At 35.4% G+C, this 21,893-nt stretch carries 26 protein-coding genes and 1 other annotated feature; of the genes, 4 read left to right on the forward strand and 22 right to left on the reverse strand.

What is annotated here, in order from left to right:
* Positions 1-105: 105 nt before the first annotated feature.
* The 22 genes from rpmA to MKX53_RS11155 form a co-directional block, all read right to left on the reverse strand.
* Positions 106-396 (reverse strand): 50S ribosomal protein L27, encoded by a 291-nt coding sequence (gene rpmA / locus MKX53_RS11055; RefSeq protein WP_090564003.1) that lies wholly within the window; start codon positions 394-396, stop codon positions 106-108.
* A 12-nt stretch (positions 397-408) separates the two neighbouring features.
* Positions 409-744, reverse strand: a complete 336-nt coding sequence (locus MKX53_RS11060) for a ribosomal-processing cysteine protease Prp (RefSeq protein WP_093537015.1) — start codon at positions 742-744, stop codon at positions 409-411.
* 1 nt (position 745) lies between these two features.
* Positions 746-1,054 carry a 50S ribosomal protein L21 gene (gene rplU, locus MKX53_RS11065; RefSeq protein ID WP_093060533.1) on the reverse strand — a complete coding sequence of 103 codons (309 nt, stop codon included), beginning with the start codon at positions 1,052-1,054 and terminating at the stop codon, positions 746-748.
* Positions 1,055-1,066: 12 nt separating this feature from the next.
* Positions 1,067-1,146: a sequence feature (ribosomal protein L21 leader region), on the reverse strand.
* Between the two features lie 51 nt (positions 1,147-1,197).
* On the reverse strand, positions 1,198-1,794 hold the full coding sequence (locus MKX53_RS19725) for a metalloprotease (protein WP_445678265.1): 597 nt from the start codon (positions 1,792-1,794) through the stop codon (positions 1,198-1,200).
* The gene (locus tag MKX53_RS11070) at positions 1,787-2,332 is read right to left on the reverse strand and encodes a hypothetical protein (RefSeq protein WP_340911251.1); all 546 of its coding nucleotides are present in this window, start codon (positions 2,330-2,332) and stop codon (positions 1,787-1,789) included. The genes MKX53_RS19725 and MKX53_RS11070 overlap by 8 nt, the downstream gene beginning before the upstream one ends.
* A gap of 163 nt (positions 2,333-2,495) precedes the next feature.
* Positions 2,496-3,296: a septum site-determining protein MinD gene (minD, locus tag MKX53_RS11075; RefSeq protein ID WP_340911253.1), complete on the reverse strand. Its 801-nt coding sequence runs from the start codon at positions 3,294-3,296 to the stop codon at positions 2,496-2,498.
* A 1-nt stretch (position 3,297) separates the two neighbouring features.
* Positions 3,298-3,969: a septum site-determining protein MinC gene (gene minC / locus MKX53_RS11080; protein WP_093537011.1), complete on the reverse strand. Its 672-nt coding sequence runs from the start codon at positions 3,967-3,969 to the stop codon at positions 3,298-3,300.
* A gap of 35 nt (positions 3,970-4,004) precedes the next feature.
* Positions 4,005-4,532, reverse strand: a complete 528-nt coding sequence (mreD, locus tag MKX53_RS11085) for a rod shape-determining protein MreD (RefSeq protein ID WP_340762817.1) — start codon at positions 4,530-4,532, stop codon at positions 4,005-4,007.
* Positions 4,529-5,431, reverse strand: a complete 903-nt coding sequence (mreC, locus tag MKX53_RS11090; RefSeq protein ID WP_093537009.1) for a rod shape-determining protein MreC — start codon at positions 5,429-5,431, stop codon at positions 4,529-4,531. The genes mreD and mreC overlap by 4 nt, the downstream gene beginning before the upstream one ends.
* Positions 5,432-5,444: 13 nt before the next feature.
* Positions 5,445-6,464, reverse strand: a complete 1,020-nt coding sequence (locus tag MKX53_RS11095) for a rod shape-determining protein (protein ID WP_093537008.1) — start codon at positions 6,462-6,464, stop codon at positions 5,445-5,447.
* Between the two features lie 95 nt (positions 6,465-6,559).
* Complete coding sequence (gene radC / locus MKX53_RS11100) at positions 6,560-7,258, reverse strand: RadC family protein (protein ID WP_340911256.1); 699 nt, start codon at positions 7,256-7,258, stop codon at positions 6,560-6,562.
* Positions 7,255-7,857 carry a Maf family protein gene (locus MKX53_RS11105; RefSeq protein WP_340911259.1) on the reverse strand — a complete coding sequence of 201 codons (603 nt, stop codon included), beginning with the start codon at positions 7,855-7,857 and terminating at the stop codon, positions 7,255-7,257. Before MKX53_RS11105 ends, radC begins: the two co-directional genes overlap by 4 nt.
* 94 nt (positions 7,858-7,951) lie before the next feature.
* The gene (locus MKX53_RS11110) at positions 7,952-8,593 is read right to left on the reverse strand and encodes a hypothetical protein (RefSeq protein ID WP_340911261.1); all 642 of its coding nucleotides are present in this window, start codon (positions 8,591-8,593) and stop codon (positions 7,952-7,954) included.
* 85 nt (positions 8,594-8,678) lie between these two features.
* Positions 8,679-9,434: a prepilin peptidase gene (locus MKX53_RS11115; RefSeq protein WP_340911263.1), complete on the reverse strand. Its 756-nt coding sequence runs from the start codon at positions 9,432-9,434 to the stop codon at positions 8,679-8,681.
* A gap of 12 nt (positions 9,435-9,446) precedes the next feature.
* A complete protein-coding gene (locus MKX53_RS11120) occupies positions 9,447-10,160 on the reverse strand; it encodes a hypothetical protein (protein ID WP_340911265.1) in 714 nt (237 codons plus the stop codon).
* The gene (locus MKX53_RS11125; RefSeq protein WP_340911266.1) at positions 10,157-10,747 is read right to left on the reverse strand and encodes a hypothetical protein; all 591 of its coding nucleotides are present in this window, start codon (positions 10,745-10,747) and stop codon (positions 10,157-10,159) included. Before MKX53_RS11125 ends, MKX53_RS11120 begins: the two co-directional genes overlap by 4 nt.
* The gene (pilM, locus tag MKX53_RS11130) at positions 10,747-11,715 is read right to left on the reverse strand and encodes a type IV pilus biogenesis protein PilM (RefSeq protein ID WP_340911268.1); all 969 of its coding nucleotides are present in this window, start codon (positions 11,713-11,715) and stop codon (positions 10,747-10,749) included. Before pilM ends, MKX53_RS11125 begins: the two co-directional genes overlap by 1 nt.
* Before the next feature lie 117 nt (positions 11,716-11,832).
* On the reverse strand, positions 11,833-12,348 hold the full coding sequence (locus MKX53_RS11135) for a prepilin-type N-terminal cleavage/methylation domain-containing protein (RefSeq protein ID WP_445678266.1): 516 nt from the start codon (positions 12,346-12,348) through the stop codon (positions 11,833-11,835).
* A 42-nt stretch (positions 12,349-12,390) separates the two neighbouring features.
* Positions 12,391-13,596: a type II secretion system F family protein gene (locus MKX53_RS11140; RefSeq protein WP_340911270.1), complete on the reverse strand. Its 1,206-nt coding sequence runs from the start codon at positions 13,594-13,596 to the stop codon at positions 12,391-12,393.
* Positions 13,596-14,636, reverse strand: a complete 1,041-nt coding sequence (locus tag MKX53_RS11145) for a type IV pilus twitching motility protein PilT (protein WP_340911272.1) — start codon at positions 14,634-14,636, stop codon at positions 13,596-13,598. The genes MKX53_RS11140 and MKX53_RS11145 overlap by 1 nt, the downstream gene beginning before the upstream one ends.
* Before the next feature lie 10 nt (positions 14,637-14,646).
* Positions 14,647-16,311 carry a GspE/PulE family protein gene (locus MKX53_RS11150; protein WP_340911273.1) on the reverse strand — a complete coding sequence of 555 codons (1,665 nt, stop codon included), beginning with the start codon at positions 16,309-16,311 and terminating at the stop codon, positions 14,647-14,649.
* A gap of 26 nt (positions 16,312-16,337) precedes the next feature.
* Positions 16,338-17,699: a G5 domain-containing protein gene (locus tag MKX53_RS11155; RefSeq protein ID WP_340911275.1), complete on the reverse strand. Its 1,362-nt coding sequence runs from the start codon at positions 17,697-17,699 to the stop codon at positions 16,338-16,340.
* Between the two features lie 234 nt (positions 17,700-17,933).
* Here MKX53_RS11155 and MKX53_RS11160 point away from each other — a divergent pair, with 234 nt between their 5' ends.
* The 4 genes from MKX53_RS11160 (at position 17,934) to MKX53_RS11175 (ending at position 21,875) form a co-directional block, all read left to right on the forward strand.
* On the forward strand, positions 17,934-18,335 hold the full coding sequence (locus MKX53_RS11160; protein ID WP_340911278.1) for a type IV pilus modification PilV family protein: 402 nt from the start codon (positions 17,934-17,936) through the stop codon (positions 18,333-18,335).
* Positions 18,328-18,822, forward strand: a complete 495-nt coding sequence (locus MKX53_RS11165; protein WP_340911280.1) for a pilus assembly FimT family protein — start codon at positions 18,328-18,330, stop codon at positions 18,820-18,822. Before MKX53_RS11160 ends, MKX53_RS11165 begins: the two co-directional genes overlap by 8 nt.
* Positions 18,823-20,619, forward strand: a complete 1,797-nt coding sequence (locus MKX53_RS11170) for a DUF7305 domain-containing protein (protein WP_340911282.1) — start codon at positions 18,823-18,825, stop codon at positions 20,617-20,619. It abuts the gene before it with no gap.
* Positions 20,620-20,733: 114 nt separating this feature from the next.
* A protein-coding gene (locus tag MKX53_RS11175) for an IS3 family transposase (RefSeq protein ID WP_340910158.1) occupies positions 20,734-21,875 on the forward strand; the annotation gives its coding sequence in 2 pieces (ribosomal slippage) (positions 20,734-21,004 and positions 21,004-21,875; 1,143 coding nt in all).
* The last annotated feature ends 18 nt before the right edge of the window (positions 21,876-21,893 follow it).

Raw genomic sequence — 21,893 nt, forward strand, 5'->3', positions numbered from 1 at the left:
CTAGTATAACAGGATTAGTTCTTTTATGCTCCCGGAGTATAGCTTACTTACACGAAATTTTTGAAATCAAAAAGGACTGCATAAATGCAGTCCTTTTATTATTCATTAAGCTTCTTGAGCTACAGGATATACACTTACTTTTTTCTTGTCGCGGCCGAAACGCTCAAAGCGCACTACACCGTCAACTTTCGCAAAAAGTGTGTCATCTCCACCACGTCCAACGTTTTCACCTGGATGAATTTTAGTCCCGCGTTGACGGTATAAAATTGATCCACCTGATACGAATTGTCCGTCAGCACGTTTAGCGCCTAGACGTTTCGATTGAGAGTCACGACCGTTACGAGTCGAACCTACTCCCTTTTTGGATGCGAAAAACTGAAGATTTAATTTTAACATATGTTCCACCTCCTACTTTTTGAAGGTTATTTTTATATACTTGGCATAATCTTGCTCAATCGTTTGTAAAGAGACAATCATCGCTTCCAAAATAAGCTGTATTTGAGCAGCTTTTTCTAGATTAGATATGCTTGGAACCTCGACGTATAAATAGCCTCCGTCCCCTTTTTGCGTAATTATAGGTGTGATTCCTGTAAGTGCGATCACCGCATTCACTGCACCAAATGATACAGCAGAAGCTCCTGCACAGACTAAATCTTTTCCATGTTCCGCAAAATCAGCATGGCCTTTCATCTCGAAAGAATGTATATGACCGGATTGATCTTTTGTTATAATCACTTTAATCATCTTATAAACTAATAGATTCTACTACTAATTTAGTGTATGGCTGTCTGTGACCTTGTTTTTTGTGATAGTTCTTTTTCGCTTTGTATTTGAAGACTGTAATTTTTTTAGCTTTGCCATTTTTTACAACTTTCGCTGTAACTGTAGCACCTTCCACGAATGGAGCGCCAACTTTTACATCTTCTCCACCTACGAATAAAACTTTTTCAAAAGTTACAACTTCATCAGCATTAGCATCTAATTTTTCAATGTAGATTTCTTGCCCTTGTTCAACTTTGATTTGTTTACCACCAGTTTCAATAATTGCGTACATACTTGCACCTCCTCTTAGACTAAGACTCGCCTTCCAAAAGGTGATTCAAAACTCGAATACTTATAACCTTTTCAGAGCGGTTGTAGCAACGGGTGCTGCTACAAATCATAACATTAAAATATTATCACATATATTATTCTTAGTCAAGCGCTTTTCGTTATCCAATCAAATGCAAGCTTATACTTACGAAATCTCCAATAAGAAAGATTTTGAAAAGCAAGAAATAAAAATATAATGGAGATAACCAAAGCCACAGGAAAATAAAACAAACTAACCACAAAAATAATAACACAAATACATCCCGAAAAGCCGATCAGCTCCTCATACAACTTCGGAAAAATAGAATGTATGATTCGCCCACCGTCTAACGGGAATATTGGTAATAGATTTAAGCCAAAAATTGATAATTGAATCATTATAAATATATTCGCTTGAGGAAAGTCTATAAACATGCCAAATAAGAGCAAGAGAAGCGTACATAATGGTCCACCTAAGATTATACACACCTGTATCCTCTTAGGTTGCTTCGAGAATTGTTCCATTTTTATCTCTCCACCATAAGGCAAAATAGTGCAAGATTGAACTTTAGCACCCATCCATATCGCAACTAGTAGATGACCCAACTCATGAACCAATAGCGATCCAAACACGAGCGCATACATAGCTATTTCTCCTGATAAATAAAAGAATAGAAAAAAAGGAATCATTATGGGGTGTACACGAAACAATCGTTTATTCATAGAAGACGGCAAGCCACTCAATGAGCTCTTCGGTATCTAACATCTCTCCATCTTTTTCCACCTGAACATATAGCATGTCATTTTCAACAGAGGCAAATATATCTCCCGTGTTTACAGTCGTATATGGCAATTGATGAAAATCATCTACAAAACCGTATGTAGCAGTTTCTCCCGTATCATATAAAATAGATAACGTTTTACCAGTTTTCTTTCGATGACCAGTATAAATAATAAGTCCATCTTCAGATGCATACAGATCTTGGGATTTATCAATAGACAAAATTGCACCATCTTCTAAAGGCTGAATCGATTTATATTCGATTAAAGGAGGACTAGATACAGGTGCACTTACACTGATTAAATCATCTGTTCGAGTAATCCATGCAACTACATCCTCATAAATTTCTGTTGGTTTTTGTGGTTCTAATAGTAGACTGGCATAATTGGTTGAGAGAGTACTATTACCCTCTAACTTTGCTAATAAAATAAATGAAAGTACAAATAGAAATGAAAGAACCCATTTTCTTTTTGAAAGCATAACATTCCCCCTAAGAAGAATATATGAAGGATGAGGTTGTTTAATGAATTAGTTTTTGAAGTGTTGTAAGGAGTATAGCTTGCTATCACGGAACCTATTAAGCCTTTTTTAAGTGAAATAAAATAAACCGACTACCTCAAATCTGGGCAGTCGGTCTTCATTCTTATTTAGAAAAAATAGATTTGATTTTAGAAAAAACGCCAACTTTAGGAAGGTCCATGGACATTAATGGTACCGATTCTCCTAAAATACGTCTCGCAATGTTACGGTATCCAAGGGCCGCTCTGTTAGTAGGATCCATAACAACCGGTTCACCTTTATTAGATGAAGTTATAACACTTTCATCATCCGCGATAATTCCCAATAGATCAATGGATAAGTGAGTGGTAATCTCATTTATATCCAGTGCATCACCTTGGTTCATCAGATGCTGACGAATTCGGTTGATGATTAACTTAGGAGGATCTATTGTGCCTTCTTGCTCTAATAAGCCAATAATACGATCCGCATCACGTACAGCTGAAATTTCCGGTGTAGTGACTACGATTGCTTTATCTGCACCTGCAATCGCATTTTTATAGCCTTGTTCAATTCCAGCAGGGCAATCAATTAAGACATAATCATATTCGCGTTTTAACTCTAAAACAAGTTCTTTCATTTGTTCAGGATTAACAGCATTTTTGTCTACAGTTTGAGCTGCAGGAAGTAAATACAGTCTATCCTCGAAGCGTTTATCTTTCACAAGCGCTTGATGTATTTTACAACGGCCTTCGATAACATCTACTAAATCGTAGATAATTCTATTTTCCAGACCTAGCACTACATCCAAGTTACGTAAACCAATATCCGTATCCATTAAACAAACTTTTTTCCCTTGCAGGGCCAATGCAGTTCCAAGGTTAGCTGTTGTAGTCGTTTTACCGACCCCACCTTTACCTGAAGTTATAACGATTGCTTCTCCCACATTAGCTTCCTCCTTTAAATGTTGATAAATTTGGTCTTAACAGACGAAGATCTTGTAAACGATCAATTGCGATAGAACCATTTGTATGTAAATAAGCACATTCCATTTCAGGTTGCTCAGAAAGAACGGTCAATTCATCTGTCATCGTTTCAACCACACTATCGATGATTAAATGCGTTGCCTCTAGCCAAGATGCCGCTATAACTGCATCCTTGTTTCCAGATGAACCTGCATGAGCAATTCCTTTAAGTCTTCCAAGGACAAAAATATTGCCGCCTGCAACGACTCTACCATTGGGATTCACATCGCCAACAACTACTAAATCTCCCAAAGCAGTAATAACTTGTCCTGACCGAACAATACCTACATAAGTCTCTGACTGGTTTTCTAGTAATCTTCTATTACAATCTTCCACAGTCATAACTTCACTTTGAATTTTAGTCACACGCAAATGTTCTGTTTGCTGAACGCAAGAAATAATCTCTTTCGTCTGCTCATCGTTACAATAACGATAACCTAAATGTAATAATACCTCTGCTTGACCTTCAAAACCTTCATCAGAAACCTTCTTCGCTAATTCATCTAAAAGCTCTGTATATGAACACTGATCGTCTAGGCGTAATACAAGGCCCTCTTTCGTTCCTTTGATAAATATTAACTGCTTCTTTGTCAATCAAGTCACCTCAGATTTACTGTTAAATCAACAAGCTATTTTTGAAGCAATAAAGCTTTTTGATTAAACCGATTTAGAAGAATATATTTAAATGCCCATCCGAACATCAATAAAAATACAGCATTTGCAATCATTGTAGGAATGAGATTATGTTGATAAAAATAAGTAAAAGTCATCGTTTTAATACCGATGGACGTATAAAATAAGAATAATAACAACTCTACCCCTGCTACTAGAAGCAAGGTAAGAATAGTAGAAACCAACAGATGTTGGTGAATGTATTTAACCGTAAAGCTTGCGACTAAACACATGAGAGGATAAATAAAAGAATATAATCCAATAATATCAATGAAAAAGACATCATACAAGAGCCCAAAAAACAAACCATAAAGCATCGCTCGTTTTCTGTCATAATAAACGGCTACAAAAATCAGATATATAATGAGAAAGCGTGGTACTAGTACATAAAAATCACTATTTAATTCAATTGGCGAAAAAAGACCAAAAATCGGTTCTAAATAGAATAATAGAACCGAAATGGCAATCACTAGAATACGAGTCATGAGCCGTCCCCTGCACCTTCTGTAAGATCAGCATCCGTATTTCCTCCGTCTGTACCATCTACATTAGTAATGGTGCGCTTAGAAACAATTACGTGATCTAAAATAGAGAAACTTGCAGCAGGTTTAACATACGCCAACTTTGTTAAGCCGTAGTCATCCGTTGTGACTTCCGTAACTTCACCGATTAATATACCTTTCGGGAAAATTCCGCCTAAACCAGAAGTTGTTACTTTTTGACCTTTTTTCACTTCGTACTCAGAATCAATTCTTTTTAGTATTAGTTCTTTACGTTTTTCATCATATCCTTCAATTAATCCAAAAACTTCTTTCCCTTCAGCAATTACAGCCGAAACTCGATAATTTGGATTTTGAGTAGACAAAAGTTCCACAGTAGATGTATAAGGTGTGGTCAAGGTTACTTTTCCAATTAACCCTTGAGCAGTCATCACAGCCATATTTACCTCTATCCCGTGAATCTCCCCTTTATCAATAATAATTTTTTCTTCCCATTGGTCGGGATTTCTAGCAATAACGGTTGCTTGGATAGGATTATACGCGCGAAGATCCTCTTCCTTATCAACAATTTTGCGTAGCTCATCATTTTCAAGACGTAGATCATTTACAGAAGCTTGAAGTGCTACATAATCTTCTAATCTTACTTTTAGTCGTTTATTTTCATCATATGTATTAAGTAAGGATTCTACATTATCAAAAACACCCGTTATATATTGGGTCGGTTTGGAAAATATAGATTGTCCAAACCCGACCACATCTTTAATAACCTGTTCAGGTAAGGATGCATGATTTCGATCTCGCAAAGAAAAGCTGATGAGCGCCACAAGAAAAATCATCCCTACAAGCAGCAATATTAATCGCTTATTCGAAAAAAATTGTGGCATATCACACTTCTCCTTAGTGTTTTGTTTGTTGGCGTTTCAGTACATTCATATGATCTAACGCTTTCCCAGTACCAATTGCAACACAATCCAGTGGATTTTCTGCAATAAATACAGGTATATTCGTTTGATCGCTAATAACTTTGTCTAGATTTTTCAGTAATGCTCCACCGCCAGTTAACATGATTCCGCGCTCCATTACATCTGCAGATAATTCAGGTGGAGTTTGTTCTAATGTCTTCTTCACACCATCAATAATAGCGGAAATCGACTCACGTAATGCATTTGAAATTTCTTTAGAAGTAATTTCAATCGTTTTTGGCAGTCCAGTTACTAAATCACGTCCGCGAATATCCATCTTTTCTTCTTCATCGGATACTCTTGCAGAGCCAATCTCAATTTTAATTGCTTCTGCCGTACGTTCACCAATCGTTAAGTTATACGTTTTACGGATATATGCAGTAATGGCATGATCCATAGAATCTCCAGCAACGCGCACTGATTCACTTGTTACAATTCCACCAAGTGATATAACGGCGACCTCTGTCGTACCCCCACCTATATCAACGACCATACTACCAGTAGGTTCCCACACAGGTAAATTTGCTCCAATTGCAGCTGCAAAAGGCTCTTCTATTGTTAAAGCTTCTCGTGCACCAGCCTGCTTCGCAGCGTCAATTACAGCACGTTGCTCCACAGAAGTAATACCAAATGGGACACAAATCATGACATTAGGTTTGCTCCATGACATTCCAGAAGCTTTCATCGCATTTTTCAAATAATATTCTATCATTGCAGAAGTTGTATCAAAATCCGCGATAACTCCATCCTTCATAGGACGAATTGCAACGATTGAACCAGGCGTACGACCGATCATATTTTTTGCATCGTTTCCTACTGCCACAATAGCTCCATTTTGTACATTTTTCGCTACAACCGATGGCTCTCTAAGCACAATACCTTTTCCTTTGATGAAAACTAGCGTATTCGCCGTTCCTAAATCTATTCCCAAATCTCTTGATCCAAATCCAAACACTATTATTTACTCCCTTTCTATCTCAAACAAGTTTTACTTCGTTGTCATAAAGTCATAACTCTCATTATAACTGATAGAACGGAAATTGCACAGTGTCACATATACCCTTTTTCTTTTAAGCTTATAAACTGGTGATCACCAATGATCACATGATCCAGAAGTTCTATGCCCATAAGTTGGCCTGCCTCAAATAGTCTTTTCGTCACATCAATATCTTCTGTGGACGGTGTAGGATTACCGGAGGGATGATTATGTGCGCAAATTATGGAGGCAGCTGAACGTTTTACAGCTTCGCGGAAGATTTCCCTCGGATGCACAATAGAGGCATTAAGTGATCCGATAAATATTGTTTGTTTATGAAGGATTTGATTTTTGACATTAAGGAAAAGTGTTACGAAATGCTCTTGGTTCAATGAGGTCATATCTGCCATTAAGTAGGTAGCAGCGTCTTTCGGGGATCGTATAGTAAACTTGTCGTCTGTCTTTTGCTGAGATAGACGTTTACCAAGTTCGACTGCCGCAAGTAGTTGGACAGCTTTAGCTTGGCCAATACCTTTAACAGCAGTTATTTCTTCGATGGAAGCATTTTTTAATTCTTGGATTTGTTCAAAATAATTGAGGACACGATTGGCGAGGTGAAGAACCGATTCCTGCTTCGTTCCGGTACGAAGCAGGATTGCGATCAATTCTTGGTTAGACAAACTGGAAGCGCCTTGTCTAACTAGTCTTTCTCTAGGACGATCAGATACATGAACATCGCGTATCATCAAAGAAGGTGGTAATTTAGTATTCATGTATTCACCACACGCTCCACTTCTATCAAGCGTAGTGACAATAACGCTCTAAACAAGCGACTGATCGGAAGTCCAATGACATTATTATAATCTCCCTGGATACTTTCAACGAACAATCCACCCATCGTTTGAATTCCATACCCCCCTGCTTTATCTAAAGAATCTCCCGTTGCCACATAAGCATCTATTTGATCTTCAGAGAGTTCAAAAAACTTTACAGAAGTAGTTTCAGCAAAGCTTACAGAAATATTTCCCCCATAAATAGCAACTCCTGTTGTCACTTGATGGGTATTTCCAGATAGTTTTTGAAGAAAGCTTTTTGCTTCCGCATTATCTTTCGGTTTCATCAAAAACTCATTTTCAAAGCTTACAATTGTATCCGCAGCTATGACAATTGCGCTGGGATTCTCCTTTAGGATTGCAGTTGTTTTGCTAATGGCGATATTCCTAGCCACTTCTTCTACCGAAAGATTTTTTTCCACTATTTCCACCGCTCCTGAAGCTATCACTTCAAATGGAATGCCGAATTTAGCAAAAAGCTCCTTTCTCCTAGGTGACTCACTAGCTAAAATAAAATGGTGATCAGATGTTAGTTTCATTTTATATTCCCCCTTTTCAATAGCATACAAAACTATTGAAAAAATGGAAATTGTGTATAAAAAACAGCAATTCAATTCTCCCCCTAAAAAGGCATTAAAAATTCAATTTTATGCAATTGTTCGTCGAAGCATAATGGGAAAAAACATGCATTCTCAGAATAGATGGAGAGTCCGAAAACGCTGATATAGCTTGCACTATCTCCATTAAATCAGCTGGATAATCTTCTTTTTTAGCAATAGACTCAAAGAAATTTTTAGTCAAATTCTCTTGTTGTATTAAATCTATCACTTTTTTCACTTTAGGATCATCACACGTATTCGTTGAAACATACAAACTTTTCACAAAGGTAGGCAGCACCTCTGCTTCTTGCGTCGGTATAGTCGTAACATACAAATCACTCCACACAAAAAACTCATTCCCTACCTGAAAAACACTTGCTTTAGCAAGAGAGGGCTGAGAACCGATGAAGGACATCGCGCTATCTTTGGAAGTGAACATGCCATATTGTTTCGCTTGAAACGGAAGAGATTTCCCCTCTACTTCACTTGTGGCCTCCACCTTATCTTTCTCATCGGTTGGAGTCGTAACTTTGACTTCTTGACTTTTGACTTTCTTATCATTCGCTAAGTTTAATATTAATCCGAACAATAGTACTCCAACAACGCCAATGATCAACCCTTGCACCCCTGCTAGTATTACTTTTTTTCGCGTATTACTGCGTCTACCAATTGGCATAGAATCACCTCTTTTTCATAACCTTATCACGAAGATTATAAAAAAAGACGAGACCTATGTCGGCTCGTCCAAAAAAGTTATCGAGTTAAAAAAACAAATTCACATACCAATCGACAAGCGACTCACCATAAAAATAAGCAATAATAGCGGCTATCGCTATCGATGGTCCAAATGGAATCGGTGTTTTTCTACCTTGTTTCGTACGTTTCAAAGAAATAACACCAATAACCGTACCGATAATAGAAGCAAGGAATAGAGTTAGTAAAGTCGGAACCCATCCTAACACCAAGCCAATAACAAAGAATAACTTAATATCGCCTCCGCCCATGCCACCTTTAGACACAATCGCAATGAGGAATAAAACCCCAAACCCTACAACCGCACCAACAATACTATCCCACCAAGGACTAAGTGGTTCAAATACTCGCAACACGATTAAAGGAATCAAAAAGAATAATAGAATTTTATCAGGTATAAGCATATACGCAATATCCGACACTGTAATAATAACTAAGAGAGAAATAAACAATAGCGCAACTACTAACTCCAATGTGAAGCCTAGCTGATAATAAGCAAAAGCAAATAATAGTCCAGTGGCTAGTTCCATTACCGGATACACCCAATGAATCTTCGTCCCACACCCACGGCACTTTCCTTTTAAAAATACATAGGAAAAGACAGGTACCAAGTCTTTAACCGTCAAATTACGATCACAAACCGTACAATGGGAAGGTGGCCGAACAATTGATTCTCCTTTTGGAACGCGTAAACCTACTACGTTAAAGAAAGAACCGAAAACTAGTCCGTATATGAAAAATAAAAAAAGATAGATAATTGTCATTGTAATTCTCCATTATTCCTGTTCTTCATGATAAAACGTAGTAAGCTGTATTGTAGCCTCCAGGTCATCGAGTGCTTCCTTGTCCAATAGTTGATCCTCTCCAGGAGCAGACAAAGTAATCTGATCAACTCGGTATATACGTTGTAAATTTTCGATCTCTTCTACGAATAAAACTAGTTGATCATAGTTTTTTGCCAATATAGATATATTGAATGTTATTAATTTTAGATTTTCCGGTAGACCTACTTCTGATACAGGAGAAACAGGCGGTTCTTCAGACATTTCATCAGTATCTTCTTCAATTGTTTCTCCTGTTGTTTCACTACCACTTTGTGTTTCAATATCTCCTTCAGGAATTTCAGGCAATAACTGAGAATCTTCAAGTGTTCCATCATAATTATTAAACTCAACAGAAATTATTTTAGAATCACTAATTAATTCTATTTCTTCCATCGAACGAATAAGTTCATTCAATTCACGAGTCAATGGAACCTGTGTTTTTAAATAGAATGCATTCTCCGTCATATTATTATTTAATTGAGTAGAGGAATACTCTTCTTTCAAAGAAGCTACTTCTCCCTGTAAAACTTCTACATTTAACTCTTTTGACACTTTTTCACTTTTTAATGGCTGAATGATAAAATAGTATACTGCTCCTAACAGAACTATCACTAGCGTAGCAATTAATATATATGCCGTTTTTTTATCATTAACTAAATCATTCATGGAGTAACACCTCCATTTTTTAAATAAGATTGATCAATATTTAAATTTATGATAGCTGAATAACGAGGTATAACCTCAAATCTTTTTTCTACTCTCTCCGAAGAATTAGACAAATCAAAATTAGTGACACTCTCAACTTTTACATCTAAAAAATAATTACTTACTAGTAATTTATCAACGAATTTAGCCAAACTTGTCATTGTTTCAACATCTACTGAAATAAGTATAGTTTGATCCACAAATTCAAATTGACGTAAGTAAGTATGTTTTTCCAATAATTTATTCACTTCTATGAGTAATGGACTCACTGGATTAGATACACTTTCAGAGAAAGTGACAGAAGTCTGCAAATCACCTTGCCCAGACATATTTATCTCATTGACAAGTTGTGTTAGATCTTCTTTCTCTGCAACTTTGTATGTTTCTTCGGCTGTCAGAGTTTCTATATCCCCATTAACAGAAAAATATTGTATAAATAGCAATAGTATTACTGTAATAAGCAGAACTAAACTAATAGCTAAAATTAAAATAAAATTGGACTTTTGGCGTTCCCTTTTAGGCAATAAATTTATTTCTGGAACCATCATTATGCCTCCCTATATACTAGTCCAATGAGTGGAATATGCTTAGATTTTAAATTAGGATGATATATTTGAACTTGAGAATCATCTATATATCTTACAGGGGTATCAAAATTCGCTTTCATTTCAGAAGCGACATAATTCATTTCTGGAGAATCACCCAAAGTAATGATTTCGTCTACCGCTTTTTCACCTTTATATAAAGAGAAACGATAGAAATTTAGAATTCGATCAATCTCAGCAATTTGATCGAACAATTGGGCATGGTATTCTTCCAGGTCCCCATCATAACTAAAAGTAATTTCATCATTGTCATTTTTGCTCTGCCATTTTTCATTAAATGTATCGATAGATTGGTAACGAAGAAATTCTACTTTTCCTCCTGTATAAATACTAATAGATACACCAGAAATGGTCCATTCTGAAATTAAATAACTCCTTTTTTCTTCCAGGCCGATTGTGTTCTCTAAAAACCGAATTGTAGCTAATGATCGAACATCTGCAGTAGTTGGATCCAAATGCAAATCATCTAATAAACCAGCAATTTTATTTACTTCTTCAGATGGTGCAGCAAATAGAATCGCCTCTCCGTCATTCGGATTACTATCATATACATCTATAAGTGGCTGTGAGAAAGGCAAATGAATAGTTTGACCTAACTCCATCTCCACAAACCCTTTTAACTTTGCAGAATTAACATCAGCAGGATGCTCAAACGTTTTCAGCATAACAGTACTGTCAGGAACAAAAAAACGTACGTTATAACGCTTGATACCCCATTTTTGTATACATGTCTTCATCATTTCATATAAAGCCATTTCATCTATTAATATATCATTTTCAAAAATACCTTTGTTTAAAGGGTACTCGTAAACAGTAGCTTGTTCAATATCTGGACTAGCCATTACTAGTGCTCTTACTATGTATTCATTCAAATCTAAGGCGACGTAGCGTCTTGCTTTCTTTTTAAACATTTCTTCTCCCCCATGCATAGCTGTAATTAGTTTTATGGTTCAGGAAATGAAGTACTCATTTACTCAAAGATAAAACTAAGAGACTACAGCAGCGTTGTGCTGCTGTAGTAAAATTAATTATGGTTGTGTAACTGTTTCACCAGTAGCCGCGCCTAAAGTGTAACCACCAGCTCCACTACCTTTATTTATATCATTAGTTATTCCTTTTAATGTTGCACCAGAAAAAGTGACTTTTTTAGTTCCTGAATATTCTATTGCAGTTGTGGTTAATGTTAAAGGACTACTTTTTGTAATTTCTGAAGCAGTTGGAATTTTTCCTTCCGACTCTAAATATTTTTGAGTTTTTAGTTCAGCTACAGTTACCTTTGTTTTACTAGAATCATCGGTAAAGTACAATTGTGCAGCACTAAGTACATTTGTTGCATCTGCTTTTACAGCATTATATCTACTATTCTCAATAATATTCCCAATAGCGGGTACAGCAATAGCAGCTACAATAGCTAGGATTACGATTACAGCTAATAGCTCGATTAGTGTTAGACCTTTTTGATTTTTTAATAATTGCTTCATTTTTTTCATATAATTAGCTCCTTTATTTGCCATTTCATTTAGTGCATTCATCTCGTTCAACATGAATTTTTCACCTCCTTAAAGTGGAAATTTATTAAAAATAGATTAAATTTGTTCGTATATACTAAACATTGGTATCATTATCGCCATTACTATCGTCCCAACAATTCCAGCTAAGAAAACAATCATCAGCGGTTCGATTAATGACTTGAGCGTATCAACAGTACGATCAACATCATCCTCATAAAAGTCCGCTATTTTTTCAAGCATATAGTCAAGTGACCCAGTAGACTCACCAATGGAGGTCATTTGTGTAACCAGAGGAGGAAAGATCCAACTCTTTGCAAGTGGGGCTGATAATGTGCTCCCTTGTTCAAGACTAGCCCTCGATTCTCTTACTACTTTACCCACGACTGGATTACCAATAACTTTTTCAACAATAGTTAATGCTTGTAAGATAGGTACAGAACTGCTGAAAAGAGAGGAAAGAGTTCTGGTCATTCGCGCGATCGCTGATTTTTGAAGTAACTTTCCAAATACGGGTAGCTTCAGCAACAATAAATGAATAGAATAGTTGAATTGCTCATTTTTTTTAAATAAAAAGTTAAAGCTAATAGCAACAATTAAGAAGAATACCAAAAATATATACCAGGATGACTGTAATGATTCACTAACCGCCATTACCATTTTAGTAATAAGAGGTAATTCTGCTCCCATATCATCGAACATGGAAACAAACTGGGGAACAATGGTTAGCATTAAAAATATCGAGACGACCATAGTTAAAAAAAGCAAAACTAATGGATATGCCATTGTAGACTGAACTTTTTTCTGCAAATTAAATTGTTTTTCATAAGAGAATGCTAATCGTTCTAGCGATTCATCTAGATTACCAGTAGCTTCACCAGCCCGAATCATATTCACAAATAAAGCGGGGAAAACTTTCGGATTTTTGGAAGCAGCATCTGAAAAGGAGACACCTGAACGTACATCCTCTTCTACAGCCCGCAATCCTTTTTTTAAAGGTTTACTAGTAGTCTGCTCTGCTAATATTTTTGTAGATTCTAAAATAGAAACTCCAGCTCTTATAAGAGTTGCAAATTGTCTACTATAGATAACAAAATCTTGGTTTCGTACTTTCCCACCAATAGATAACTCTTTGTGAAGAATACTCTTAGACTCTTCTATTTCCCTCGGATTTATGCCTTGTGTACGCAGTCTAGTAATAGCCATTTGTTTGTTCGTAGCATCAACTACACCTTTTTTAACCGTTCCTCTTGATGTTCTACCTATATATTTATAAACCACCATTAGTAGTCACCTACATTCATATATGGTTTAGCAACTTCTAAAGAAATTTTCCCTGTCGTTATTAATTGTTTGATAGATGAATCTAATGTATGCATACCGAGAGAACGACTAGTTTGCATAACATTTTGGATTTGATGTACCTTTTCATTCCGAATAAGATTCGCGACAGATGGTGTTTGCAGAAGAATTTCGGTTGCAGCTACACGACCTGTTTCGTCTTTACTAATGAATAATCGTTGCGAAATGATTCCTTGCAGTACGTCCGCTAGCTGTATCCTTATTTGACCTTGTTGATGTGTGGGAAACACATCAATTATCCTATCTATAGTAGTAGGTGCACTGCTAGTATGGAGAGTTGCCATCACTAAATGCCCTGTCTCTGCAGCAGTAATCGCAGTCGAAATTGTTTCTATATCACGCATTTCACCCACTAAGATAACATCAGGGTCTTGTCTTAAAGCAGCTCTTAATCCAGTCGAAAAACTTTTGGTATCAGAACCTACTTCCCTCTGATTAACAATTGATTTTTTATGTGTATGTACATATTCAATCGGATCTTCTAACGTAATAATATGCTTAGTAGTAGTTGAATTAATATAATCTATCATTGATGCTAGCGTAGTAGATTTACCAGAACCAGTCGGGCCTGTTACTAATATAAGCCCTTGGGGTTTGTCCGCAAGTGCATAAAGTACATTAGGCATTCCCAATGCCTCTAAAGATGGAATTCTATATTCGATCATTCTTATAGCAATGGCTACATTGTTTTGTTGCCGGTATGCATTAATTCGGAATCGACATAGTTCAGGTAAAGCATAACTAAAATCAATTTCTCCCTTTAATTCAAACTCTTCCATCTCTTTGGGAGTTAATAACTCACCCAACATTCTAATCGTATCCTTTTCTGTTAATATATTAGCTCCATAGGATTTTAGATTTCCATTTACACGAAAAACCGGCGTTATCCCTACTGTTAAATGAAGATCTGAAGCCTTATCATGTAAGGTCTTTTCTAGTAATTGAATGATACTGAATTCCATCTAACTCACCTCATTTAACTGTAGCTACACGAAGGACTTCTTCTGTTGTCGTAAACCCTTGTTTCACCTTCAACAGACCATCTTCTAGTAAACTTAAATACCCCGTATCTTTCATACGACCTCGTAATAGTGAAGGACTTTTTCCAGTAAGGATTATATCTTTAACAAATTCATCCACTTTTAGTACTTCATGAATTGCAAGTCTTCCACGGTATCCTGTATTGTTACAGGCTGGACAACCTCTTCCGCGGCGGACTTTTTCCACTGTCATACCATGTTGAGAAAAGATCTCTATTTCCCGCTCGTTTGGATTAACATATTCTCCGCAATCCCTACAAACGTTTCTTACTAATCGTTGCGCCACTATGCCTACCAATGATGATGAAAGTAAAAATGGTTCAATCCCCATATCCCTCAATCTAGATACCGACTCCACAGCACTATTAGTATGAAGAGTACTTAATACTAAATGCCCCGTCAAAGAAGCTCTTACAGCAATTTGAGCGGTTTCTAAATCTCGTATTTCTCCTACCATTACTATATCTGGATCTTGCCGCAATATTGAACGAAGCCCTACTGCAAAAGTTAAATCAACCTCTTCTCGTACTTGAATTTGGTTGATGCCTTCTAATTGGTACTCAACAGGATCTTCCACAGTGATGATATTAACATTTTCGTTATTCAGCTTATTTAAAGCTGCATAGAGAGTGGAGGATTTCCCAGATCCCGTAGGTCCTGTTAGTAAGACAATTCCGTTAGGATGTTCAATCATATTAGTAAATGCAGTTAAATTTTTATCATTAAAACTTAATTTACTTAAATCATTTAAAGCATTGCCTATATCAAGAATACGCATAACAACTTTCTCACCATAAATAGTTGGTAAAGTAGAAAGTCTAATATCTATAGCTCTCATATTTACCGTTATTTTAATTCGTCCATCTTGTGGTATTCTGCTTTCTGTAATGTTTAGATTACCCATAATTTTAATACGAGCCAATATTACATTTTGCATATATTTAGGAAGAGCACGTTCCGTTTTTAACATACCGTCTACACGATATCTAACTTTCAACTCAGTCTCTTGCGGATCAAAATGAATATCACTCGAACGTTGTGCCACGCCATTTACAATTATTTGATTAACTAAGCGAACTATCGGTGAATCTTCATCTGTAATTTGATTATCATTTTCTATTTCAGTCGGCGTCATATCTATTAGTGCTTGATCCATTGATTCTTGTAAATCATAGTATTTTGTGATAGTTCGATATAAATCATCTTTTGCAGCGATACTTGTCTCTATTTGACATCCTGTAGCCATACGCACTTCTTCAATAGCAAAATAGTCCATAGGATCTGCCATTGCAATTAATAATCTATTCTTATTTTTTTTCAAAGGCATGATGTTAGTGCGTTTAGCTAACTCTTTAGGGACAAGTTGTATTAACTCTGGATCAATAGAGTGTTGATTGAGATTTACATGGGGAATTCCTAATTGGAATTCCAGCACTTCTATTAATTGTTGCTCAGTTAGTAAATTTTCACTTATTAAATAATCACCCAGTTTTTCACCTATATTTTTACTATCTAGCGCATGAGTCAGCTGTTCTGTAGAAATAACATTAGATTCTACTAATAAATCTCCTAATAATTTCCGAGTTTTGTTTCTCAAATTCCCACCTCAAAACTTTCACGCTTTTATTCTGGTACAATTATATTTCCTGCCTTATCATAATAACTTCCAGGAGGAAAACTATCTAAATCCTCGACCTCAGATTTCTCATCATTTTGACTTCCTGATTCAGTATTAACAGAAGGGTCAAGATTATCTTGCTCTGTCTTGTTAATATCAACCAACCCGCCACCATTTAAATCTGTTCCTTCTACTAAATCTGCATCAGATACGTCCGAATAAGATTCGAGTGATTTCATCACAATTCTGTGTGTAGGAGGATAATAATCACGACTAATCTCTTCGCGCTCTTCAAATGGTCCTTTTTTTTCAGAGATAGTTCGAATGACTGTAACTCTCAGACCAGGCTTACCCTCTTGAATTAGTTCTTCTTGTCCAACTTTCATATCCGCAGAATATCGATATATTGTTCTTGAATTTATAATTTCCTTTTCTACCACTTCATATATTGCTTTTACTTCTGAAGGAATTGAATATAACTCAACTAAAAGATCAGGACCCTTCATATACAATTTCATTATTACTGGAGAAACATTGTTATTTAGAAATATAAAATCTTTCGACCCGTCTAATTCTACATCCACCTCAACCCCTGGTTCTAGATAGGTAGGTATAATACCTTGTGAATGCCTTTCAATAATTTGAAAGTTTGTGTTCAACACCGTGCTATATAATGCTGAAGCAATAAAATCAACCGTTTTGTCATTATAGGCTATATTACTTTCATTCAAAAAATTGTTGAAAGATATCTCTCCTCCAGAATAAAGAACTGTTTCATCCAAAACCTCAATTATTTCAAGCAAACCTATTAAATCTGCTGACGCAGGTACTAAACTAAAAGCCAACCGCTCAGATTCAAGTATTGAAGCATCTAAAATTACAGATTCGATAGGCTCCTTTGATAAGTTCTCAGCAGCTATCTTAATATTATTCAGCGTTTCTTCTAAATTTAAATGAGAACTCTTTTGAAGCTCATATTTTAAATCATCCTGTAAATTCACAATCAAAGACATCTGAACTAATGGTTCTGATTCCCAAAAAGCAAACCATGGTTTATTTGTCCGATAAAGATACTCTTCTACCGTGCCCTCCACATCAAACTCAAACCATTCTGGTGATAAAATTATATCCGTTCCATTCCCAATAATATGTATTGAATCTTGTTGCCAATTCTCGATTTCTGAATTCAATAAATCTATAATTTCTTCCTTCTTTAAGTCTTCCACTATAATTCCAGCAATACTTGAATTTGCATTTTCACTATTAGCACTCACTTGTTGAAGTGATTGTGTAAGTTGATAAGTCCCCAAATATACTAATACTAGCATTAAAATAACTAGAACAAAAGTCTTATAAATAAACTTCAAATTGTCACTTCCTTAAAATCAATAAATATAATACGTTTCAATTAATTCTAATAATAGTCCTAAATCTCCAAATTTATCTCTCAAAAATTATAATAACTTAAAAAAAAATATAATGCACAAGACTAAAGTATCATCTTTTAAAATTCAGTTAATATAAAAGTATTATTTGAAAATTTTCTATTGTTTCTATATGATGAATCTAATACTAATCTCATTCTAAGAGGAGGTAAAAACTTGGAAGATGATAAAGGATTCTCCTTAGTGGAAGTTCTAGGATCACTTGTTATTATCGCTATAATATTAATATCCTTTTCCCAATTTTTTATAAATTCAAACAAAATTGCTAGTAGTAACAATGAAAAATTAGTATTAGTTTATCTAGCTGATGCAGAATTAGAACGAATAAAACTAAATCCCTTTGAACGCCTGAGTAAAGTAGACTCAAAGTCTTTAGCGTTATATAAAGAAACGAAAAACCATATAGCCCATATAAATGATAAGGACTACAAGGTAACAATAGATGCATCACAAACAAATAAGGAAAAGGAATTAAAAATGATTAGCGTGATTGTTACAGTTACTTCAAGTACAAAAAAGACAAATAGCTCAGTAGAAGGGTACATAACATATGAATAATAACATTCTAAATCAAAAAGGTCTTACACTTATTGAATTACTTGCCTCTCTTATTATTACAATAACATTGTCTTTCTTTGCTTTCAATCTATTAACTAAAGGTTTAGATCATTATGAAAATATCAAATATACAAACTCTTTAAGAGACGAAGCCGATTATTTAATGGCTTTGTTAGTAAAAGAAATATACACTACAAAAGAAACTGAAATATCCACCTTTCCAGATAAATTCTCTAACAGAAACTATTTCATCGTTACAAATTCCGGTTCAAACTTTAAAACGGGATTTGAAAATGGCAGGTTACTTATCCACGGAGATTTATTCAATACGAACAATAAGAATATAAGTATTTCTAACAATTCAACTTTAGAAAAAGTAGATAATGGCCTCTATAAAATAAATTTAATTTTAATAAATAAAAAAAGGAATAATGAAATACAATTTGAAAATGAAATAAGAACAATTAATGACAAGGAGGAAAGTTAGATGCCTATTATAAGTAAACAGCATGGCAACACGTTGCTAATCACACTTGTTATCTTAATATTGTTTAGTATTTTAGGTCTTAGTCTGTTATCAATAAGTATTAGCGGTATGTCTAAAAATGAAATAAGAGAAGATAACATCCAATCTCAAGATCTTTCTGAAAAAGGAATTGATCGAATTACTCATCAAATTAATTCGGAGCTCACGAAAAAAATAGAAGAAAACAACGGTCTCACTCGAACAAATTTTATTAATTTGCTAAATTCTACAGTTAATAAATATAAGTGCACGTCGGGTGGTTCTATAGCAGATTCTAATGGGAAGACAGGTAGCTATAATGCTTGTATAAAAGAAGTTAAACCTACTTTCGAAAAGAACAAGCCAACAGTTGAAAATGAACTTAGAAAATCTATTGTTTTTGAAAGTAAAGGTAAATCTGGAGATTCTACTAAAATACTTTTAACTGAAATTGAAATTGGTGCAGAATCCGCTCCTGAAACATTGAAATATGCCGTAGGTACAAACATAAATGATAAAGATGGGATACAAGATGGTGAAGGGAATTTATATTTACACGGGGGTGTCTCTGTTAAGGGCGATTTTAAAGTAGATGGAAATATTATTACTAGAAATTTTGGATATGCCTACCTCAACGGAGAACAATGGATTCAAAGTCTATTACCAGAATCAATACCCTCTGATGGATCTACAAATTCAAAATTAGTACTAGGGAAAGATAGTTATAGACTAACTACTAATACAGGTTACAATAATCATATAGATAGAAATACTTTTACGGGTTCAACTTATTCTAGAACTACTGATATGAAGAATCTATTTTCAGGAGAGAAAGTCCCAAAAATTGTTCAGAGGGATCCTGTTATAAGTCCAATTGGAATCACTGATCAAAAAGCAAATTTTTTTTTAATTTCTGGTGAATATTATTCTACTGGAGTAAATAAAATTCCAATTTCAAATGTAAATAAAAGCAGTTCAAAAATTATCCCTACATACACTGAAAGGACTAGAGAGTGTGTCCGTGGGTTCCTAATATGTTTTGAATATAAAAACGTTGATACTGAAAAAGAAAGTGGATCCTTTGAAATGAATGGTACCAACAGATTCAACCAATTTTCAACTATTGGAAGTTTAGAATTAACAAATTCAAATTCTACTTTCACTAAAGGATTATATGTAGGAGGAAATCTTCAAATAGGAAATAATAACACCACATATAACTCTAACAATTATTCGGATATTACTTTAGATGGTCCAATATACGTAAAAGGCAACGTCAACATCCAAGGAGCAAACTTAAAAAGTAATGTACTTCTTTATGTTGAAGGAGAAGTGAAGATACAATATTCTACAATCAATGGAAAACCATTAACAGATGGTAAACAAGGATCTTTAATAATCTTTTCAAAAGGTCAAATTAAAATTTCGAATAACTCTGTGAACCAAGATAACCCTAGTCAAATTAAAGGATTCTTCTACTCGGAACAAGATTTAGAAATTTATGGGGTTGGTTCAAATATTAGAATTGAAGGTGGAATATCCGCAAGAAGAATCGTATTAAACGCTATACGAGGTAGAGCAAGCGATAAATTGTTCACCGGTGCAACTAAAATAAATAGTAATGATTATTTTGAAGGAGAAGTCGGTCAGAAAACTAGAGAATCCCGATTACAAATTATTTACGATCAGGAAATAATAGAAACATTCTCAAATCTAAAACAACCAGAACCTATCATTTACAAAGTTGAACCCCCCCTTGTAAAAGAAAGAAAAATATAAAAATAAACCTCACAGTTCAAATGGCACTGACCTAAACAAATGAGACAAATAAAAACACCTTTCGTTGAAAAACGGGTATACAATACCTAAATTCAATGCGGAGGTGTTTTTTCTATGGGGACAAGAGTTAGTTATCCAGCAGAAGTGAAAATGAAGGCAATTGAAATGCGCTTGGCTAAGGTGCCGGTAAAAGAAGTAATGGATCAGTTGAACATTCGTAATAAGACGCAATTAAAGACATGGATGCGGTGGTATCGAAATGGAGAAATCCACCGTCTCCATCAACCAATTGGTAAACAATATACCTTCGGTAAAGGGCCAGAATACGACAGTGAGACAGCCAAGTTACAGTTGGAGAATCGGTACTTGAAACAGCAAATTGAAGTCTTAAAAAAGTACGCAGAATTGGAAAGGAAGTGGCGCCAAAAGTAGTCATCCAATTAGTCAAAGAATTAAAGGACATTATGCCAATAGGCGAGATTTGTCGGCACCTAGGTGTAGGTCGCTCATCCTACTATCGTTGGAGAAAGAATGCGGATCAACTCACTCAAAAAGAAATTCGAGATCAGCAGATTGGCGACTTATGCAAACAACATAGGTTCCGATATGGTTATCGCAAGATTGCCACTCTGTACCCAGGAGTTTGTGAGAAGACTGTGCAGCGTATCATGCAAATAAATGGTTGGCAATGTAAAGTTAAGGTGAAGAAACGCAAGCGTACCGGGCAGCCCGCATATGTCGCACCGAATTTATTGGCACGGGATTTTACAGCATCTAAGCCCTTGGAGAAGTTAGTCACAGATATTACGTACTTGCCTTTTGGCCAATCGATGATGTATCTTTCTAGTATTCTAGATGTCTACAATGGGGAGATTGTGGCACAAACTATTGGATTTAAACAAGACACCGACTTTGTGTTGGACACGCTCTATCAATTGCCTGAGCTACCCGAAGGGTGTATTCTGCATAGTGACCAAGGTTCCGTTTATACATCCTATGCTTATCAAAAAGCAGTCAAAGAAAAAGGAATTATCATGAGCATGTCCCGCAAAGGCACGCCAGCTGATAATTCCCCTATCGAAACGTTTCACTCCTCGCTAAAGTCAGAAACGTTCTACCTCGACGAAATTTACCGCACAACTAATGCGCGTGTGATAAGTATCGTCGAAGAATACATTACTTATTATAACAATATCCGTATTCAAACGAAACTAAACAGCCAATCGCCGGTTCAATACCGTCAATTGGCTGCATAATAGGGGTTTTTATTCTTG

This window comes from Psychrobacillus sp. FSL K6-4615, assembly GCF_038008225.1.
Taxonomy (GTDB): domain Bacteria; phylum Bacillota; class Bacilli; order Bacillales_A; family Planococcaceae; genus Psychrobacillus; species Psychrobacillus psychrotolerans.

Coding starts and splice junctions, on each gene's coding strand:
- radC (WP_340911256.1), bottom strand. CDS start 7,258: ATGAATACTAAATTACCACCTTCTTTGATGATACGCGATGTTCATGTA.
- MKX53_RS11145 (WP_340911272.1), bottom strand. CDS start 14,636: ATGGAATTCAGTATCATTCAATTACTAGAAAAGACCTTACATGATAAG.
- MKX53_RS11110 (WP_340911261.1), bottom strand. CDS start 8,593: ATGCCAATTGGTAGACGCAGTAATACGCGAAAAAAAGTAATACTAGCA.
- pilM (WP_340911268.1), bottom strand. CDS start 11,715: ATGTTTAAAAAGAAAGCAAGACGCTACGTCGCCTTAGATTTGAATGAA.
- rpmA (WP_090564003.1), bottom strand. CDS start 396: ATGTTAAAATTAAATCTTCAGTTTTTCGCATCCAAAAAGGGAGTAGGT.
- mreD (WP_340762817.1), bottom strand. CDS start 4,532: ATGACTCGTATTCTAGTGATTGCCATTTCGGTTCTATTATTCTATTTA.
- MKX53_RS11115 (WP_340911263.1), bottom strand. CDS start 9,434: ATGACAATTATCTATCTTTTTTTATTTTTCATATACGGACTAGTTTTC.
- MKX53_RS11120 (WP_340911265.1), bottom strand. CDS start 10,160: ATGAATGATTTAGTTAATGATAAAAAAACGGCATATATATTAATTGCT.
- MKX53_RS11135 (WP_445678266.1), bottom strand. CDS start 12,348: ATGTTGAACGAGATGAATGCACTAAATGAAATGGCAAATAAAGGAGCT.
- MKX53_RS11060 (WP_093537015.1), bottom strand. CDS start 744: ATGATTAAAGTGATTATAACAAAAGATCAATCCGGTCATATACATTCT.
- mreC (WP_093537009.1), bottom strand. CDS start 5,431: ATGCCACAATTTTTTTCGAATAAGCGATTAATATTGCTGCTTGTAGGG.
- MKX53_RS19725 (WP_445678265.1), bottom strand. CDS start 1,794: ATGAATAAACGATTGTTTCGTGTACACCCCATAATGATTCCTTTTTTT.
- MKX53_RS11170 (WP_340911282.1), top strand. CDS start 18,823: ATGCCTATTATAAGTAAACAGCATGGCAACACGTTGCTAATCACACTT.
- MKX53_RS11105 (WP_340911259.1), bottom strand. CDS start 7,857: ATGAAACTAACATCTGATCACCATTTTATTTTAGCTAGTGAGTCACCT.
- MKX53_RS11125 (WP_340911266.1), bottom strand. CDS start 10,747: ATGATGGTTCCAGAAATAAATTTATTGCCTAAAAGGGAACGCCAAAAG.
- MKX53_RS11165 (WP_340911280.1), top strand. CDS start 18,328: ATGAATAATAACATTCTAAATCAAAAAGGTCTTACACTTATTGAATTA.
- MKX53_RS11070 (WP_340911251.1), bottom strand. CDS start 2,332: ATGCTTTCAAAAAGAAAATGGGTTCTTTCATTTCTATTTGTACTTTCA.
- rplU (WP_093060533.1), bottom strand. CDS start 1,054: ATGTACGCAATTATTGAAACTGGTGGTAAACAAATCAAAGTTGAACAA.
- MKX53_RS11140 (WP_340911270.1), bottom strand. CDS start 13,596: ATGGTGGTTTATAAATATATAGGTAGAACATCAAGAGGAACGGTTAAA.